Origin of the sequence: Streptomyces prunicolor (assembly GCF_045162825.1) — a bacterium.
GTDB lineage: Bacteria > Actinomycetota > Actinomycetes > Streptomycetales > Streptomycetaceae > Streptomyces > Streptomyces prunicolor.
The window spans coordinates 3,863,441-3,882,098 of sequence record NZ_CP108676.1; the positions used below are offsets into that span (position 1 = coordinate 3,863,441).

11 protein-coding genes are annotated in these 18,658 nt (G+C 69.7%); 7 read left to right on the top strand and 4 right to left on the bottom strand.

Annotated elements, in window-relative coordinates:
* The 7 genes from OG588_RS17355 to OG588_RS17385 all read left to right on the top strand — a co-directional run bounded on the left by OG588_RS17355 (position 1) and on the right by OG588_RS17385 (position 12,084).
* A complete protein-coding gene (locus tag OG588_RS17355; RefSeq protein WP_405948086.1) occupies positions 1–2,505 on the top strand; it encodes a hypothetical protein in 2,505 nt (834 codons plus the stop codon).
* Positions 2,506–2,514: 9 nt separating this feature from the next.
* The gene (locus OG588_RS17360; protein ID WP_405948087.1) at positions 2,515–3,165 is read left to right on the top strand and encodes a hypothetical protein; all 651 of its coding nucleotides are present in this window, start codon (positions 2,515–2,517) and stop codon (positions 3,163–3,165) included.
* A gap of 64 nt (positions 3,166–3,229) precedes the next feature.
* On the top strand, positions 3,230–3,523 hold the full coding sequence (locus tag OG588_RS17365) for a hypothetical protein (RefSeq protein ID WP_405948088.1): 294 nt from the start codon (positions 3,230–3,232) through the stop codon (positions 3,521–3,523).
* Positions 3,524–3,536: 13 nt separating this feature from the next.
* On the top strand, positions 3,537–4,886 hold the full coding sequence (gene eccD / locus OG588_RS17370) for a type VII secretion integral membrane protein EccD (protein WP_405948089.1): 1,350 nt from the start codon (positions 3,537–3,539) through the stop codon (positions 4,884–4,886).
* 24 nt (positions 4,887–4,910) lie between these two features.
* On the top strand, positions 4,911–6,593 hold the full coding sequence (locus OG588_RS17375) for a hypothetical protein (RefSeq protein WP_405948090.1): 1,683 nt from the start codon (positions 4,911–4,913) through the stop codon (positions 6,591–6,593).
* Entirely contained in the window at positions 6,590–10,615 is a 4,026-nt protein-coding gene (gene eccCa, locus OG588_RS17380) for a type VII secretion protein EccCa (protein WP_405948091.1), read from the top strand. The genes OG588_RS17375 and eccCa overlap by 4 nt, the downstream gene beginning before the upstream one ends.
* Positions 10,612–12,084: a DUF6177 family protein gene (locus OG588_RS17385; RefSeq protein ID WP_405948092.1), complete on the top strand. Its 1,473-nt coding sequence runs from the start codon at positions 10,612–10,614 to the stop codon at positions 12,082–12,084. Before eccCa ends, OG588_RS17385 begins: the two co-directional genes overlap by 4 nt.
* A gap of 159 nt (positions 12,085–12,243) precedes the next feature.
* Here the strand turns inward: OG588_RS17385 and OG588_RS17390 are convergent, their stop codons facing one another.
* From OG588_RS17390 to OG588_RS17405, 4 genes are read right to left on the bottom strand one after another with little or no spacing between them, the layout of a single operon-like run.
* Complete coding sequence (locus OG588_RS17390; protein ID WP_405948093.1) at positions 12,244–12,531, bottom strand: hypothetical protein; 288 nt, start codon at positions 12,529–12,531, stop codon at positions 12,244–12,246.
* Positions 12,531–17,234, bottom strand: a complete 4,704-nt coding sequence (locus OG588_RS17395; protein WP_405948094.1) for a putative T7SS-secreted protein — start codon at positions 17,232–17,234, stop codon at positions 12,531–12,533. Before OG588_RS17395 ends, OG588_RS17390 begins: the two co-directional genes overlap by 1 nt.
* Complete coding sequence (locus OG588_RS17400) at positions 17,234–17,884, bottom strand: hypothetical protein (RefSeq protein ID WP_405948095.1); 651 nt, start codon at positions 17,882–17,884, stop codon at positions 17,234–17,236. The genes OG588_RS17395 and OG588_RS17400 overlap by 1 nt, the downstream gene beginning before the upstream one ends.
* Complete coding sequence (locus OG588_RS17405; RefSeq protein WP_405948096.1) at positions 17,884–18,516, bottom strand: hypothetical protein; 633 nt, start codon at positions 18,514–18,516, stop codon at positions 17,884–17,886. The genes OG588_RS17400 and OG588_RS17405 overlap by 1 nt, the downstream gene beginning before the upstream one ends.
* Between the last annotated feature and the right edge of the window lie 142 nt (positions 18,517–18,658).

Below are 18,658 nucleotides of genomic sequence, written 5' to 3' on the forward strand. Positions count from 1 at the left end.
ATGGGCGGCGAGGCGAAGCTCATCGATCCGTCCGGGATCCCGCACTTCATCGGCGACCTGGCCACGCTGGACACCGATGTGATGCTGCTGACCGCGGACGCGGGCCAGTTCCGGGCGTCCGGCTCGGATGTGCACACCGAGTTCCAGGGTCTGTCGGCGTTCTACGAGGCGCCGGAGGCGGAGCAGCTGTTCGCCACCACGCTTCCGGTGAAGGAGAAGTCGGACGCGTTCGCCGACGACCTGGAGAAGGTCGCCACGGCCCTGTCGGACTACGGCTTCGAAGTCCAGCCACTGGTCGACAAGTTGGGCGCGCTCAAGACCGACGCCACCGCGTTCGTGAACTCGGTCACCGGAGACGACGACTGGCGCAAGGACCAGGACAAGGTCGACCACAACAACGACCTGTGGCACGACGTCAACCACACGGTCGCCGCCTTCCAGGCCGCCGAACGCACCGCCTACAACAAGATCATGACGCTGATCGGCGGAACCGGACTGACCGCCGACGACGGCTCCCACGGCAAGAACATGTACGGCTACGACGCCGACGACCTCGACCACGCCGAGGCAACCCCCTGGGGCACGGCGGTCGAGCGGGAGTACGAGGGCTGGGCCTGGCTGGCCCATCAGTCCAAGCAGGTGTGGGACGGCATCTGGCACGACGGCGTCATCGCCACGATCCACGGCCTGGGCACCATGTTCGGCTCCGACGGCTGGGACGCGGCCGGCGAGGCCTGGAAGAACCTCGCCAAACTGGGCACCGCCTCCTGGCTCACCACCGCCACGCTGGGCGCCTGGTGGCTGACCCCGGACGACCAACTGCCCTCCTGGCTGCGCGATTCACGCACGGTCTACAAGCAGACGGTGAAAGGCTTCGTCGCCTACGACCAGTGGAAGACCAACCCCGCCCGCGCGGCCGGCGCGTTCGGCTTCAACGTACTGACGGTGGTCGGCACCGAGGGCGTCGGCGGCGCGGCAAGCGGCGCGGGCAAGGCGGGGGCCGCCGCTCGCACCCTGTCGGTGGTCGGCAAGGTCGGCCGGGCCATCGACCCGATGACCTATATCGGCAAGGTGGGCAAGTTCGCCTTCGTCAAGGTCGGCGACACCTTCGCCACGCTCAAGAATCTCCACACCGGCACGTACCTGGACATGGCGAACGTCGGCGACAGGTACACCCCCGCCGAACACCCGGTGCCCGTCGCGGAACGTCCGGTCGCCGTGCCCGACAACGCCATCGAGTACGTCGACGCCAAGGGCAACCCGGTCTATCTCACCCGGGACGGCCATGTCCTCAATGCGGATGGCAGCGTGCGTCAGCACGCGGACGAAGCGGCTCACGAACTCTCCTCGAACGACCGTAACGAGTTGGGTGCTCCAGCCCGCGAGAATCACTCGCGTGAGCTGGTCGACGCTGACGCACGGGCTGAACACTCCACTGGCACCACTCGATCTGGTGGGCAGGATTCGGGTCGGACAGGCACCAACGACGGCAGCCACGCGGCTTCGGGCGAAGACCGTTCCGGCAGGTCCGCCGAGACAGGTTCTACCGAGCGCCCCAGGACAGACGGCGGAGCACGAGGGCACGGTCCCACCGGAGCGGGACACCGTGACGGCGTTCAAAGCTCCGGAACCGATCACAGCTCGGGTGGTCACGACAGCGCGAACCGGCACGAAGCACCAGTTCCCCATACCGAACCGCCCTCGGGCTCGTCTCCTCACGGGGCATCCGACGGGCATCAGCCGGACCCGGCGCATGGTCATACGCCAGAACACGACGGTCCGGGTACCCCTAGCGACGGGCACACGCACGGTGGAGCCTCGGACGGGCCTCCCGACATCGACCCGGCCAAGTACACCAAGAACGTCGACGACCTCTCACAGGCCCACACAGGCCGTATGGAGCCGGGACAGGAAGCCGGAGTCCTTGATGAGCTGTCCCGCGCCAAGATGCCCGAGCCGGACCAACAGAAGGTGCTTCGTGCTCTGCGTAAGGACCCGTACGGGGCCGGCGTCGCCGAGATGATCTCGCGGGGGCATCTGCGCGACGTCGAGGGGTACAAGAAACTGTTGGAGATGTGCAAGCAGGGACCGACCAAGGCCGATCCGAAGGGCATGGTTCCGGCCTCGTACATGGCCATGCGGCTCGCCACCGATTTGCAGGAGCACGGCGTCGGACGCGTCGGGGTCGAACTCGACACGCAGACGTTCGATCTCGACGTCTACACCCGGCACACCGACGGCTCCGTCGACTACGGCTACCAGCTCAAGGACGTCACCAACATCCAGGGCATCAAGAGCGCTGCGGTGAAGGCTGCGAAGCAACTGAACCATGAGGGGATGAGCCACCGCGTCGCAATCCTGGACGTTCACCAGTCGATGGGGGACCTGACACCCAGGATGTTCAATGAGGCAGAATTTCGAGCGCGGAGCGCTGGCGCGACATTCCTCCTTCGCTTCACCGATGGCTCCATTACCGTGCCTCCGAACGGCCCCACGTTCCCGTAAGGAAATACCTTGTCGACTTTGATGCGTGCACCGCGGGAGCGCGGTTCGTGGTTCTGGGATCTCTACGACTTCGACGCACCGGGCCTGAAGCCGGCCCTTTCGCTCGCGGCACGCATGAGTGACGTGCTGACCCGATATCAGCTTCTCACCCCGGTTCGGCTGGAGTATGTCTGGAGCGTCATGGGCGCTGGGACTACCGGCGTCACAACCACCCTTGAGCTCACCAAACCGCTGCTGACGGATCCGGACCTTGCTGATCGGGTCCGCGGTAGCCGCCCGGCCGCACACCCTGCCGCCGACATCTCCGACTTCAACGTCCTTGGTGCGGGAACATGGATGGATGAGGAAGGACAACCCCGAACCGAGTACCGATTGGTCGACCTGTCCATCTCCACGGCTCCCACCGGCCTCTGGGCCGATCTGTCCGTACATCACGACATTTGGGGCCGGTACGACTTCGCAGGGCGACCGCACCCCGAGATCTACCGGAACAATGCTCCACGGCTGACTGCTGCGTTGAAAGATCTCACCGCACTGCTGGGCACGGCCCCCGAGCCTGGAGAACCGACGTATTTCGGAACGGCCACCGTTGACGGGCTCGCTGAGCCGGACGCGGATGACAACGGCCTGGGCCCTGACCTGACGGACTGGCTTCGATGACTGGGGACGCGCCGAACCGGCTTGCCATGACAGCCGGAAAGCGAAGGACGGATAGCAGGTAACTGTGGCAGCGCAGGACTACGACAGTCAGCTACTCGAGTCGATCTCGGTCCGGCGCAGGCGGCTTCGGGATGCCGTGCTGTTCGGTGGGCAGCGGCAGCGGCGTACCGTGGACGAGCGGCTGGGCAAGGTGTTTGCGGGTGTGGTGATCGCCGCGGTGTTGTGTGCCGGTTGTGTGGGGTGGTCGTTCGTCTCGCATCGGGTTCTCGGCCAGAGTTCGAGTCCTTACGGGACCTCGACCACCGTGCCGTCCTCACCACCCGCCGAAACACCGGCCGGTACGTCTACTACCCGATGATAGGTTCGAACGCGTGATATCTACGGGGGTATCGAGCCGTGCGGGGCTCGCGTTGAGCCGGGTCACTCTGGTTGGTGAGCGCCGACGAGTCGATCTTGTGCTGCCGTCGCAGGAGCCGATCGGGCAGCTGCTTCCCGAGGTGATGCGGCTGCTGGGCGACCGGGTGGGTGTGCGGCCGCAAACACGTCATCTGGTGGCGGGCGACGGCAGTGTCCTGGACCTGGACGCCACCTTGGAGTCGGCGGACGTGGCAGACGGTGCGGTGCTGCGGCTCGTCCGGGTGGAGGACGCGCCGTCCGCTCCCGTCGTCCACGATGTGACCGATGAGGCCGCCGCCGATCTCGACGTACGGGCCTGGCGGTGGCGGCCCGCCGCGCGCCGCGTCGTCGCCGGAGGGGCGACGGTCGGGTGGGCGCTGGTCGCCTCTGTCCTGGCGCGGCAGGAGTTCGCCGCGCAGAGCGTGGGCGTTGTGCTGGTCGTCGTCGCCGTGCTCGCCGCGGTCGCGGGTGCCGTGCTCGGCCGGGCCGGATTGCGCGGGCTCGCCGGCACGCTCATGGTGACCGGTGGCGTGTTGGGTGTGTTCGGAGTGTGGAGTCTGGCCGATGCCCAGGGCTGGTCGGGCGCGGTGCGGCTGGCCGGTGTCGCGGGGGTGGCGGCCGTCGCGTTGCTGTTGCTCGGATGGTGCTCGCCGCTGGGCCGCGGCGGGGTGTTCGGGGCTGCCGCGCTCGTCGTGGGCGGGGTGTGCTGGGAGGGTGCGCTCGTCCTCCAGTCGGCGGGGCGGGCCGGCGCACTGCTCGCCGTCGTGTCGGTGGTCGTGCTGGGGTTGCTGCCTCGGTTCGCGTTGATGACGTCGGGGCTTTCGGGGCTCGACGACCGGCGCTCGGGCGGCGTGTCGGTGAGCCGGTATCAGGTGTCGACGGCGCTCGCGGCCACGCACCGCGGGCTGGCGCTCGCGACGGTGGTGACAGCCGTGTCCGCCGCGGTCGCCGGGGTGCTCGTGCTGCGTACGACCACGGTGTGGACGGTGCTGCTCGCGGTGGCCGTGGCGCTGGTGCTCGCGTTGCGGGCGCGGGCGTATCCGCTGGTCCCCGAGGTCGTCGCGCTGCTCGTGGCGGCCGCGGTGGTGGCGGTTCGGCTGGCCTGGGTGTGGCAGGAGCGGTCCGGTGCGGCCGGGCCGCTCGCGGTGTTGGTGGTGCTGGCGACCGTTCCGCTGGCCGTGCTCGCGGTACAGCCGCCCGAGCATGTGCGGGTGCGGCTGCGCCGGTTCGGCGACGTGCTCGAGTCGGTCGGGGTGATCGCGCTCTTCCCGCTGGTGATCGGCGTCTTCGGGGTGTACGGGCGGCTGCTCGGCACCTTCGCGTGAGCGGGAGAGCGTGAGGCGGCAGGGATGAACGGGGCTCAGGGCGGTTGGCAGGACGAGGTGTTGCGCGAACTGCGGGGCGGCGCACCGACGCCGACAGATCCGGACACCGCACCGACGCCGACAGATCCGGACACCGCACCGACGCCGACCGGTCCGAACGCCGCGCCGAACGCGAACGGCGCGGCCGAGCCCGGTACTACGGCGGACCAGACCGAGACCCGTACTACGGCGGAACAGCAGCACGAAGTGGAAGGCGCCGGGGCCCCACTCACGGTCCGGCACCCCGACGATCAGCGCTCCGACCCGGGGCAGCCGTCTCCCCCGCGCACCGCACCGGCGGCAACCCCGGGCGAGACACCGCCGCATCGGCCGGAGACCCTGGCGCCGTTGCCCGGGCAGCTCCCGCAGCCGGTGCCTCGTCCCGTCTCTCCCCACACCCTGCCGTACTCCGACGCGACCGCCTCGCCCCTGCCCGCGCAGCCGCGCCCCTCTGCCGGCGAGCCTCGGCCCCAGCTCCCGCAGCCGGTGCCTGAGCCTCGTCCCCTGCCGTACTCCGACGCCACCGCCTCGCCCGTACCCGCGCAGCCGCGCCCCACCCCCACCGAGCCTCACCCCCAACTCCCCTCCACCGCCCCGGGAATGCACGCGCCACTGCCCAACCCCCGCCCGAACCCCCAGGGGCAAGGCGCACCGGCGGTCCGCCCCATAGGGCCTCCGGCGGCCGGGCCCGAGGCCAGCAGCACGCCGGCGGTCCGCCACCGTCCCGGCAGCCCCAGCCTCCCCTTCCCCACCCCCGAGTCCGTGCCCACCGTCGACCCACGGCTCGCCCTCGCGCTGGGGAAGCCTTCGCACGGGGACTCCGTGGCGCGGCGGACCGGTGAATCGATCCGGCGCCTGACCTCATCGGCCTCTCAGGAGGTCACCGAGGAGACACGGATCGGGCGGGAGTTGCAGCAGCCGGTCACCACGGGCCGGGTGATCGCCGTGACGTCGATCCGGGGCGGTGTCGGCAAGACGACGACCGCCGCGCTGCTCGCCCGTACGTTCAACCACTACCGGCACGATCCGGTGCTCGCGCTGGAGGCGGACGCCGCGCTCGGCACCCTGCCGGTGCGGATGGGCGCGGAGTCGGTGCGCTGGTCGTGCGCCGAGCTGGCCCGGATCCTCACTCCGTCGATGCGACTCACCGACATCACAGGGTATTTGGTGCCGGTCTCGGACGGCGGCTGGCTGCTGCCCGCGAGTCAGGGACGCCTCGGCGCCCCGCTGGACATCCCCACCTACCGCACGGTGACGCTCGCCCTGCGCCGCTACTTCGCCGTCACGGTCGTGGACTGCGAGACCCTGCCCGGCGAGGTCGCCCGTACGGCGATGGACACCGCGCACGCCCGGGTGGTCGTCGCTCCGCTCACCGCCGAGGGCGTGGGCGGTACGCGCGTGGTCCTGGACTGGCTGGCCCAACTGCCGCACGAGGCCCTCGCGTTCACCGTCGTCGCCCTCACCTCGGGCACACCGGATCTGAATCTCGACCTGAAGACGGCCACAGCGCATCTGCGCGAGACAGGGGTCACCATCGTGCACCTGCCCTACGACCGGCATCTCGCGGCCGGCGGACCCATCCGTACGGAGCTGCTCGGCTCCGCCACGCGCCGCGCGGCCACGCGGCTCGCGGCGGAGGCGCTGCAGCGGGCGGTGCGGGTCCGTTGACGCAGCACCTGGTCCACCGCCCCGCCCGGGCCACCCGCCCGCTGCCCGCGGCCGAGGCGCGCACCATCGAGCCGCCGCCGAACCTGCCGGAGGGCAAGATGGGCAGCGCGGCCACCGCCCTGCTGCCGATCGCCGGTGTCATGTCGTCCGTGGTGATGATGACCGTCATCCGCTCCAGCCAGTTCGCGGGCCTCGGCGCGGTCGTGCTTGTCGTCGCGCTGCTGGGGGCCGTGGCGCTGTTCCTGTCGCAGCGCGGCAAGGCGCAGCGGCAGCGGCGCGTGCAGCGCGAACGGTATCTGGAGTATCTGGAGGAGCTGCGCGAGGAGTTGGGTGCGGCCGAGCAGGAACGACGGCGCGCCGCACGGGAGTTGAACCCTCCGCCGTCGGCTCTGTACGACCTGGTGCGCGATCCGGCCCGGTTGTGGGAACGGCGGCGTACGGACGCCGACTTCCTGCGGGTGCGGGTCGGCGTCGGTGACGTGCCGGTGCAGGACGTGGTGGTCGGGCAGAACTCGGCGAGCGGGGTGCTCACGCCGCCGGACCCGTTCATGCTGAACGAGGCACGGGCACTGCAGGCCCGGTTCCGGGCCACCGCCGACCATCCGCTTACGGTGCCGCTGGACCGGGTGGGCAACGTCAGCATCCTCGGCGACCGCGAAGGCGTACTGCGCGTCGCCCGGGCACTGCTCGCGCAGGCCGCCGTCACGCACGCGCCCGACGACCTGGCGCTCGCCCTCGGCGTACCCGGGGAGCGCATGGCGGAGTGGGAGTGGGCGAAGTGGCTGCCGCACGTCCTGGACCCCGAGGAGCTGGACGGGCCGGTGCCGGCACGTCGTATCGCACCCGATCTCGCTCAACTCGCGCGCCTGATCGGCGTGGACCTGAAGAAGCGCTCGTCGTACGCCGCCGAGGTGCGGCGCGGTCTCTCCGACCGCAACGCGCTGAGCCTCGGCGGCCGACTGCTCGTGGTGAGTGACGAGTACGGGGACAACGCGGCCGAACTGCCCCGTCCCGACACGGCTGTCGCCCTGGGCGAGATGGGCGTGACCGTGCTGCATCTGCTCGCCGAGCAGGTGCACGAACCCGATCAGGTGTCCGTGCGGATCACCGTCGACGGGGACCGGGTCATGGTCGAGGACCTGCGGGGCGAGCACGTCGTACGGGTCGCGGGAGTCCTTGATCCGGTGAGTGCGGCCGGAGTCGAGGGGCTCGCGCGGACGTTGGCACCCCTGCGCCTGTCCCCCGAGTCGGCCGCCGACGGTACGCCGGTGTCCGGCCCGGTGCACTTCCCCCAGCTGCTCGGCGTCGACGATCCGGCCGCCCTGGACCTCGGCCGGCAATGGGCGCCGCGCGGCGACCGCGACTTCCTGCGGGTGCCGATCGGGCTGGACGACCGGCACGAGCCGGTGCTGCTCGACCTGAAGGAGTCGTCCGAACTGGGCATGGGGCCGCACGGGTTGTGCGTCGGCGCGACCGGTTCCGGCAAGAGCGAACTGCTGCGCACCCTCGTGCTCGCGCTGGTGACGACCCATCCGCCCGAGGATCTGGCGATGGTCCTCATCGACTACAAGGGCGGCGCCACCTTCGCCCCCTTCACGACGCTGCCGCACGTGGCGGGAGTCATCACCAACCTGGAGAACCAGGCGGGCCTCGTCGAACGCGTGCACACCTCGCTGGCCGGTGAGATCAAACACCGTCAGCAGGTCCTCAAGGACGCGGGGAACATCGCCGACATCGGGCACTACCGGGCGCTGCGCGCCACCGGACGCCCCGATCTCGAACCGCTCCCGCATCTGTTCGTCGTGATCGACGAGTTCGGTGAACTCCTCACCGCCAAGCCGGACTTCATCGACCTCTTCCTCTCCATCGGGCGGATCGGCCGCTCCATCGGCGTGCATCTCCTGCTGTCCAGCCAGCGCATCGAGGGCGGCAAGCTGAAGGGCCTGGACACGTACCTGTCGTACCGGCTCGGGCTGCGCACCTTCTCGGCGGACGAGTCGCGTACGGTCCTGGAGACCCCGGACGCCTTCAGCCTGCCGCCGTTGCCCGGTTTCGGCTATCTGAAGGTCGACACGTCCACGTACACGAGGTTCAAGGCGGGCTTCGTCTCCGGCGCGTACCGCGGGCTGGCGCTCAGCGACGCGGTCGCCTCCGACGAGCCGTCGGCCTGGGTGTATCCGTCGTACAACACGTCGGCGGCACCGACCGGGGAGTCGGGTGACGACGCCGTGGCGGCGCCGCGCGAGCGGGAGGGCGGGCCCACCGTACTGTCCGCCGTGGTGGGCCGGCTCGCGGGCGCCGGCGAGCCGGTGCGGCGGATCTGGCTGCCGCCGCTGCCCGACGCGGTGACACTGACCGGCGCGGCCGGCCCGGTCCGGGCATCGGCGGACGGGCTGCAACTCGCCCACGGGGAGGGCCCGTTGCGGATCCCGCTGGGTGTCCTCGACGACCCGGCGCGGCAGCGGCAGGGCCGGTGGGTGCACGACCTGAACACGGCGGGCGGCCACACCGCCGTCATCGGCGGCCCGCAGTCCGGCAAAACCACGCTGCTGCGCACCCTTGCCCTGTCCCTCGCCGTGACCCACACACCGCACGACGTCGCGATCTACGGCCTCGACCTCGTCGGCGGCGGCCTGAGCGCCCTGTCCGATCTCCCGCACGTCGGCGGGATCGCCGGACGCGCCGACCACGAACGCGCCGCCCGCACCGTCGCCGAGGTGCGCACCATGCTCGCCGAGCGCGAGGCGGTCTTCCGCGAGCACGGCATCGACTCCGTCGACCAGCTGCGCACCCTGCGTACCCAAGGCCGGCTGCCGCAGCTCGGCTCCACGGACGTCGTCCTGCTCATCGACGGATTCGGCGCGCTGCGCGACGAGTTCGCCGACCTCGACGACGCGGTGGCCGAGCTCCTCAAACGCGGCAGCGGCTACGGCATCCACGTCGTGGCGGGCATGCTCCGCTGGAACGACGTACGCATCGCCACCCAGTCGATGTTCGGCAGCCGGATCGAACTCCGGCTCAACGATCCCTCCGACTCATCCGTTGACCGCAAGCTCTCCGAGACCCTGTCGGCCGACACCCCGGGCCGCGCTCTCACCGACGGCAAGCTGTTCGCACATGTCGCCCTGCCACGCCTCGACGCGCTCGCTCGGGCCACGGACCTGGGACCGGCCCTCGCCGAGGCCGCACGCTCCGTGCGCGCCACCTGGCACGGCGAACTGGCCGCTCCCGTACGGGTGTTGCCCACAAGACTGCCCGTGCAGCGTCTGCCCTCGACGGTCGCGGTGCCGCACGCGGTACCGATCGGCGTCGACCAGGAGTCCCTGTCCCCGGCCGTCCTCGACCTGTTCGGCACCGACCAGCATTTGCTCGTCCTGGGCGACAACGAATGCGGCAAGACGAACCTCCTCCAGCTGATCTCCCGCGCGCTCGTGGACCGCTACAGCGCGGACGAGCTGGTCTTCGGCGTCTTCGACCCACGGCGCGGTCTGCGCGGCACGATTCCGGAGCCCTACCGCGGCGGCTACGCGCACAACGCGAAACTCGCCTCAGCGCTCGCCACCGGCATCGCGACCGAACTGGAAAAACGCCTGCCGGAAACCGCCGACCCCGACACCATGACCGACGAACCGGCCTTCACCGGACCGCGGATCGTCATCCTCGTCGACGACTACGACATCCTCACCACCGCCGGCCAGCAGCCCCTCGCCCCCTTCCTGCCCTATATCTCCTCGGCCCAGGACATCGGCCTGCACTTCGTCGTCGCCCGCCGCGTCGCGGGCGCCTCGCGCGCCCTGTACGAGCCGTTCCTGACGACGCTGCGCGAGACCGGCGCGACGGCGCTCGTGATGGCAGGAGACCGCACCGAGGGCCAGCTCTTCCCGGGCCTGTACGCATCCCCACAGCCACCGGGCCGGGGCACCCTGGTCCGCCGAGGCCGCCGCCACCAGCTGATCCAGACGGCCCTCGCGGCAGAGACCAACCCCATGGAAAACACGGAGAGCGCGGAGAGCCCGGCGTGACCAAGGACGTCATCGCGCTCACCCCGAAGATGCCCGACACCCGCTCGCTCCTGGCAGGTCTGCACGCCGGCGGCCCCGAGCTGAGCCTGACCGCCACCGACGACGGCGCGGTCATCCAGCTGTGCACGGCGGCCGGCCGCCCGCTGGTCTCGGTCGAGGCCCCGCTGCTCGTCCACGTACCCGGCGAGGCCGAACGCCTCCTCGGCCCCCAAGTGACCGCGCCCGAGCCGCCGTTCTGGTGGACCGAGACCCGCGCCTCCACCGCCGCCCCCGAGGCGGAATCCCTCGCAGGGTCCGTGTGCGGACGCCTGACGATGCTGCTCGGCGGCACCACCTGGCCACCCGGCGCCGCCCACACCGCCCGCGTCGCGGTCCCGGACGACGCGACGCACGACGAGCGGACACCCACGCCCCCCAGCACGCCGGACGACGACCGCACCGAGACGGCAGCCCCGGCCCTGCCCGCCGTCGACGTCCTGACCGACTCGACCGCGGTCCTCCTCGCCGACCGCCCGCTCGTCCCCCTCACCGCCTGGCTCTCGGACATCCTGCGCACCACCGCACGGACGAACCGCGCACTCCACCTCGTCACACCACCCCACGTCCGCCTCACCCTGCCGCTGCGCACCGCACTGAGCGGCGCCCCCAACCGCTGGGTGATCCAGAACCCCGCAGGCGGCTACTACGACGGCCTGTCCGGCGCCCAACTCACCTGGCAGGACGGCACGTTCACCCCGACCGGCAGCGCCGCGGCCGACGCTTTCACCGCAGCGGCCACGCCCGCCGAGCAACGACAACTCACCGTGTCGTTCCGCACGGTGCACGCCGCCGACAGCGAGCTCGTCCTCGGTCGCGCCCTAGAAGCGGCCTGGCAGCACCTCACCGGCGCACCCCCCGCCGGCTGGGGTACCGCCGAACCCGTCAACCTCCCCTGGTCCCCACGCCAGTTGACCGACCTCGCCCGCGACCGGGCCCCCGCCCCCACCCACCTCATCGCCGTCGGCGCACCGGGCCGCCCCGCCGTCGCCACCCACCGCATCACCCGCACCACCGCCGGCGTCGCCCAGGACACGACCCTCACCCTCGGCTACGCCACCCCCGCCGAAGTCCCCCTGGACGCCCTGGAATCCCTCGCCGCCACGCTGGTCCACGAACACGACCTGACGACGATGCTCACCACCCTGCGCAACGCCCGCGCCGACCTCACCCTGCCCTCACACCTGGAAGCCCCGCCCCTCCCGGTCTCCTTCACTCTCGGCCCACGCGACATCCGCGCCATCGGTCTCACCCACGCCCGCCGCCCACCCCTCGCCACAAAGCCGCGGCAACTCGGCGCCCCCACCTACCCGGCCCTCCACTACCCACTCGGCGACGGAACCGACCCCGAAGCCTGGTCGGCACTCCAGAACCTGGCCAACCACCTCAAGAACGGCCCGGGCGTTACCAGTTCGGCACAGCTGCCGAGCTGAGCCGACTACGCACTGAGGAACCGGCATTCCCCGGTCACGGCGTGCACCGAGATGTTGGTGGGGCCGTAGAGCAGGTACTTGTCGTCCCTGGTAGCGAGATACTTCACGCCCTGAAAAGGAATTCCGCCGCCAGCCGCTCCGCCTGCTCCAGCGCACACATCAGTTCGTCCGCTGGTTAAAGGGATCCACCGAGTGACATTCATGAATGCTCAGAAATCGGCAATCACCAGTCTCGCCGTGCACCGAAATATGAGTAGTTCCGTAGAGGAAGTACTTGTCGTCCCTGGTGGCGATATATTTCGCACCCTGCCAGGCAAAATAGTAGAACTCACCCTTCCTTGCCTTCAGCTCATCCTCACCAAACAGGGCAACCTCACTGTCCCAGCCAGCGGATGTTTTCCGGAGGAATTCCGCCGCCAACTGCTCTGCCTGGTCCAACGTATACATCAGTTCGTCCTCATCAGCTTGAATGCCTTGTAATATGTGGGGTTGACAAATCCCGTTTGGACGTCAACGAAAAGTACCCGACCTTGATGGTTCACGACATTGAATACGTGCCCCGGCTCACCTAGGACAGGGGAGTCCCCTGCGACTATACCGCGAGCACCGTCTCCAGAATTTCGAATATGGTCGACCATGTCCCAGAAGCTCGTATCCTTGAAGCTTCCTCCATACACACCCTCCAGTCGATCGAGGGATTGCGGAACCTTTACGTATCCGGGCGCAGGATTAATTCCCTCGCCGCGCATATATCGTTCATAAGATTCGACGACGTAGGTACAGTTCATATTCCCTCCCTCGGGGTTGAACTGCTTCGCCCAATCAGAAAGATCGGTCGTCTCGTACGGCTTGACCGGGATCGCCGTCTTCTGCGGAGCGAGGCCGAGCGGATCGCAGGACACCAGAGGCCGGTCCACATACGCGACGGGATTCGCCGCCGGGGCCAGGCCGAGGGGGTCCAGGCTGGTGTACCGGCCCACTTCCGGGTCGTAGTACCGGAGATAGTTGTAGTTCAGGCCCGTCTCGGCGTCGAAATACTGTCCCGGGAGACGGAGGGGCGTGTAGGCATTACTGCCCACCGCCCAGGACGTTTTTCCCCAGTGCGTGGCCCGGGACCGCCAGGCGATTTCCCCGGACTCGTCGATCAGTTCGCGCGGAGTTCCCGAAACATCGGAGACGATGGCGAAGAACCGGGCGTCGATCTCCTCCTGCGTGCTCTCGGACACGGCCCGGCGCTCGCTCTGGGCGATCGCTTCGGCACCGTAGAGATGCCACGTCATCGTCACCGAGTCGCGCGGGTCCCCCCAGCTCGTCGTCTGCTCGCACAGCGAGGATCCGTCCCAGGCGAAGTCCACCTGTTCCAGTACGTCGACGCCGTTCTCGGCGATGCGCTGTTTCCCGATGCGCCTGCCGAGCGCGTCGTACCGGTACCGCCACACCGTGTCGTCCGGAGTGACGACCTGAGTGAGCCGGTCCTCCGCGTCCCAGCTGTAGCGCCAAGTGTCCGGTTTGCGCGAGAGCCGGGTCTTCTGACGGAGCACCACCCGCCCGGCAGCGTCGTGCTCGTAGCGGATCCGGCCGGCGCCCCTGATGTTCGCGCCCTGGTAGGTGCGTTCGCCGCACGCGTCGTCCCCGAACTGGCGCGTGGGCCAGTCCGCTCCCACCTGGTTACCGACTCTGTCGTACGCGTAGGACTCCGCCCACCCGTCCCCACTGACCTGAGTCGCCCGTCCCGCCCGGTCCAGTTCGTACCGCACCGCGCCGTTCAACTGGTCGTGGACCTCGGTCGGCGTGCCGTCGGCGCGGTACTCGTAGGTTCTCGACTGGATACGGCCCAACGGGCGGTCCACGGCCTGGGACTTGAGCCGGCCCATGTCGTCGAACGAGCGGGAGATGCTCAGCAGGTCGCCGAACCGACGGCTGCTCTCACGGCCGACCCGGTCGTACTCCAGCATCACGACCCGGCCGTCCGCCGTGAGGCGGTGGGGCTGTGCCGCGGCATCGTATTCCCAGGCGCTGTCGACGCCCGCCGGTGTCGTACGTCCCGTCAGTCGTCCGAACTCGTCGTACCGGTACGCCACTTCCCGGCCGTCGATCCCCTCCGAGATCAGTCGCCCGCGCCGGTCACGGAGGAGGCTGAGATCCGAGTCGGTGTTGGTGGCCCGGGCGATCTGGTCGGTGAAGTCGTAGGCGTACGTCATCACCTCCCCGTCGGCGTTCTTGCGGACGACCTGGCCCAGCTCGTTGTGCTCGAAGGTGACGGTCTGGCCGAGCGCGTTCGTGCGGGAGACCAGATCGCCGGCCGCGCTGTAGGAGTACCGATTGACCCGGCCGCCGAAGTCGGTTTCGGTGACCAGCCGTCCGACGACGTCGTATGCGTACGTCCAGTCCAACCCGTCAGGGTTGCTCACTCTCGTCAGCCGGAGTTCGTTGTCGTACTGGAAGTCGTAGCGAGAGCCGTCCGGCTCGACGCGGGCGGTCAGCAGGTCGAAGGGGGAGTACTCGAAGCGGGTGACTCCCCCGATCGTGTCCGTGCGGGTGAGGCAGTTTCCCTCGCCGTCGTAGGTCCAGGTCTCCTCGGTCCCGTCCGGATTCAGCCGACGGGTGACCTTGCCCTCGACGGACCATTCGAGCCGGGCGGTGTCACCCAACGGGTCGGTGACGGACACGAGGCGGCCGAGCCCATCGTGCTCGTACCGTGTGACATTGCCCTGGTGATCACGGACCTCGATGGGCAGGCCGGCCGGGTCGGAACGGATACGGGTCACCCGGCCGTGCTGATCACGTACCGCGGACAGGTGCCCGGATTCGTCGTACGTGAAGGAACTCGTGCCGCCTGCCGAATCGGCGACCAGTGTGCGGTTGCCGCGCTCGTCGAACTCCTGGCGCACCGTGCTTCCGTCTGGCCGGACCGTGCGCGTGGGGAGTCCGAGGTCGTCGTAGGAGAACGTGGTGCGGCGACCGTCCGGGCGGATGATCTCGGTCGGGTTGCCCGTCTCGTCGTAGGAGAAGGACGTCGTGCGGCCTACGGCGTCGGTCCGGGACAGCAGCCGATTGAACCGGTCCCGCGTATACCGGGTGGTGTTCCCCGCAGGATCCACGATCGCGACGATGTGATGCAGGTCGTCGACGAAATACCGGCGCACGGCTCCGGCGCCGTTCGTCGCCGTCGTGGTGCGCAGGCCGGTTTCCGGGTCTCTGTCGCCGTAGGACAGGCGCAGACTCATGTGGCCCGCCGAGCCGCCCTGCGCGATGCACCGGTTCGCCTCGTCGTACTCGTAGGCGTACGCGTATCCGTTCGTGTCCGTCCACGACGTGACCCGGTGTGCCTCGTCGTACGCGAATCGGAGGGGCAGGCCGGACGAGTTGACGACCTCGGTGAGATTCCCGCGCGTATGGCCGTACTTGATCAGCGGGAGGTCCGATCCGCCGTCGCCGCCGCCGATCAGTTCCAGGCCGGTGATCAGTCCGTCGGCGCTGTCGATCCTCAGGTGGTGTCCGGCGCTGTCGACGATCGACGAAGGGACGCCTGTTCCGTCGTACTCGAAGGTGATCCAGTTGCCGTTGGCGTCGTCGATCTGGACGAGTTCGGCCAGCGTTTCGTCGCGGTCCGCGAAGTGCCAGACCCGCCGGGTCTGCGGGTCGGTGACGGTGTAGCCGTCCGCCTCCCGGCTCAGCGGCCACCGGGCGCCGTGCGTGGGCATGACGGGCAGGCCGGGGGCCGGATGCGGGTAGAAGAGGCGGGTTCCGTCCTCGTGGACGAAGGTGACGCCCGCCGCCGCGATGTCGAGGCGCTGATCGACCGTGCTGATCCAGGACGGGCCGAGCCAACGGCCGTACGTGCGGCCCGACTCGACCCGGCGCTTGAAGGCGAACGGCAGTGCGCCGGGCAGCGTGACGTCCGTCTGGGACAGGAACATCCTGCCCGTGGCCAGGTTGACCGGGTCCGTGCCCGCGGACTCCACATCCTTGGCAGCCTGGCTCTCGGCCGCGGCCGGCGTCTCGGCGAGCGCGCCCTCCTCGGCGAGCGTGCTGTCGGCGGCGAGCATGCCCTCCTCCGCGGCGGTGCCCGCACCGTCCGAGGCGACGGCCAGGACGGCCTGGGGAAACAGCTCGCCGGCGAAGTTGTACGGGTCCGACTTGAACGAGTTCCAGCCCGATTCCAGGGCGCGTTCGGGATGCGTGGCCATGCTGACCACGCCGCCGAGCAGCTGGACCTTGTTCTGCAGGAAGGCGGCCGGATGCGTGAGGTTGTACGGGTCCATCACATTGACGCTGCGGGCGAAGTTCACGATGCCCGCCGTGCCCTTGACCACGCCGCCGAGGACATGCGTCGAGTCGACGTACTGGGCCTCCAGGAGATCCGCGCCGTCCAGCTTCAACTGCTGTACGGCGGAAGGCTCCTTGGGGGCGTGCGCGAGCGCGGCCGTCAGCTTGGTCTCCGTCTCGGCGGCGACCGCGTTCCGCTGCCGCCGCGCCGCGTCGAGGACCTCCTGCGCCGCCCGCAGCGCGGCCCCGCCGGGATCCTGCTCGGGCGGCAGCGGGCCGGGGTCCTCGGTGCCGCCCTCCGCCTTGCGGTCGTAGTCGTCGACCTGCTTCTTGTACGCGTCCGAGGCGGACTTGCCCTTCCGGTACAGGCGGATGGCCTCCTCCGCCTGCTTCTGCGCCCACTCGACCGTGTCGGCAAGGCTGCCCAGCGCCGCGGCGGCGTCCGAGCAGGCCGCCCCCGCCTGCAACCACTTGGTCGGGTGTACGGCGAACTTCTCGCGGAAGGTGTCCGCGGCCTCGCCCTTCCAGCCCGCCGAGTCCACGGCCTTCATGCCGACGCCGACCTCCGCGAAGGCGTCGGCGAACACCGCCAGATGCGTGGCCTTCTCGCGGATCGTCGCCGGTTTGCCGTGGATCAGCCCGGTCGGCTCGGCGTCCGGCCCCAACTGCTGTTCGTCCACGTGCGCGCCGAGATAGGAGGCGAGCTGGTCCCCGCCGGCCCTTACCTTCTGCGCCGCCCCGTGCGCGCCGACCGTGTCGAGGACATCGCCGGTGAGGTCGGCGCCCTGGTCGACGGCGTGCCCCACATCGCGCTTGGCCTCGTCGAGGAGCCCCTTGCCCTCGCTCAGCGCCTTGCCGCCGTACTTGCTCCAGATCGACATCAGCCCTGCTGCCCCTCCGGCTTGAGGCCGAGGCCCGTGCTCACCGTGGCGTCGTAGTCGTCCTGGTCCATGCCGAGCGCGGTCGGCACCGCCTCCACACCGGGGACCACGTCGGTCGTGGCCACGTCACGGGCCATGCCCTTGAGGACCTGTTCCGAGTTGGTGGCACCGTCCTCGAACGACTTCGCGCTGTAGTCCGGGTCCAGCGAGGCGGGCGTGGCCAGTTGGCTCCAGCTCTGCTTCTCGATCTGGTCCTCGGAGGCGTACGGGTTGCCCTCCAGGGAGTTCAGGCCCACCTTGAGCGAGTTCTTCACGGTCTGGTCCGCCTGGTACTCCGTCCCCGCCGCGAGACCGATCGCTTCCGCGAAGGAGTTCCCCTCGGCGACGAGGGAACGGACACCCCACTGCCAGCGCTCGCAGAACGAATGGAACACGGTCCCTACGGCGTCGTCGCCGATCGTCACACCGTCCATCTCCAGATCGTCGAAACCGCGCCCCGCGCCCGACCAGCCCACCTTGTCGGCGAAGCCCAACTTCCCCAGCTCGCCAAGGACCTTGTCGATCCCGTCGGCGATCAGCGCCAGCCCGACGACCTGCAGATCCGGCCCGCCCGCGCCGCCGTCGCCGCCCTGCGAAACTTCCCCCGCCATTACCGCCCGACCTCCCCGTCCAGCCCGTCCAGCCCACCTGGTCCGTCCGGCCCGTCCACCGCGACGTCCTCCGGTACGACGCCGACCACCGGCGGCAGTACGAGCCCCCGCTCACCGTCCGCCGCGTCCACCAACACCCCGCACGGCACGCCCGATCCGGCCACCGTCGGTACGGCGGCGTCCAGGAGAGCGGCACCCCACACACCCCGGTACCGCCACTCCCGTTCCGCTTCGCCCCGGGCCGCCGCATACCGCGCCAGCGCGGCCTCCCCGGTGAACGCGAGGATCCACCGCACTCCACCCAGGTCGACCGTCAAGGGCGCTTCGGCCACAGGGTCCACCCCGGGCAACGCGCCCATCGGCACCAGCACTTGTGACCGCCGGAACTCACCCAACTGATCGAGGAACCGACGCCGCCGAGCCCGCACTTGCGCGGCCTCGACCTCGGCTTCGACCTCGGTCTCGACCTCGGTCTCCTCCTCGGAGACCACCTCTACGGCCACCTCTACGGCCACCTCGACGACCGTCTCCCTCGCCGTACGGATCACCGTCTGATCGGCGATGTCCGCCAACCGCGACCGTGGCGGCCCCGACGCGACTCCGCTCACCGCTGCCTCTGGCTCGTCCACCATCAAGCCCCCGTCGCAGGGCGGCTGTTCACCCTATTTCCGTGATCAAACTTCGGCATCGTCACACGTTGCGATTACCACCTGCAACCAGATCCGAGCCAAGTGCGAACAAAGGAATTCCCAAAAGGAAGTCTCAAGTCGAGTT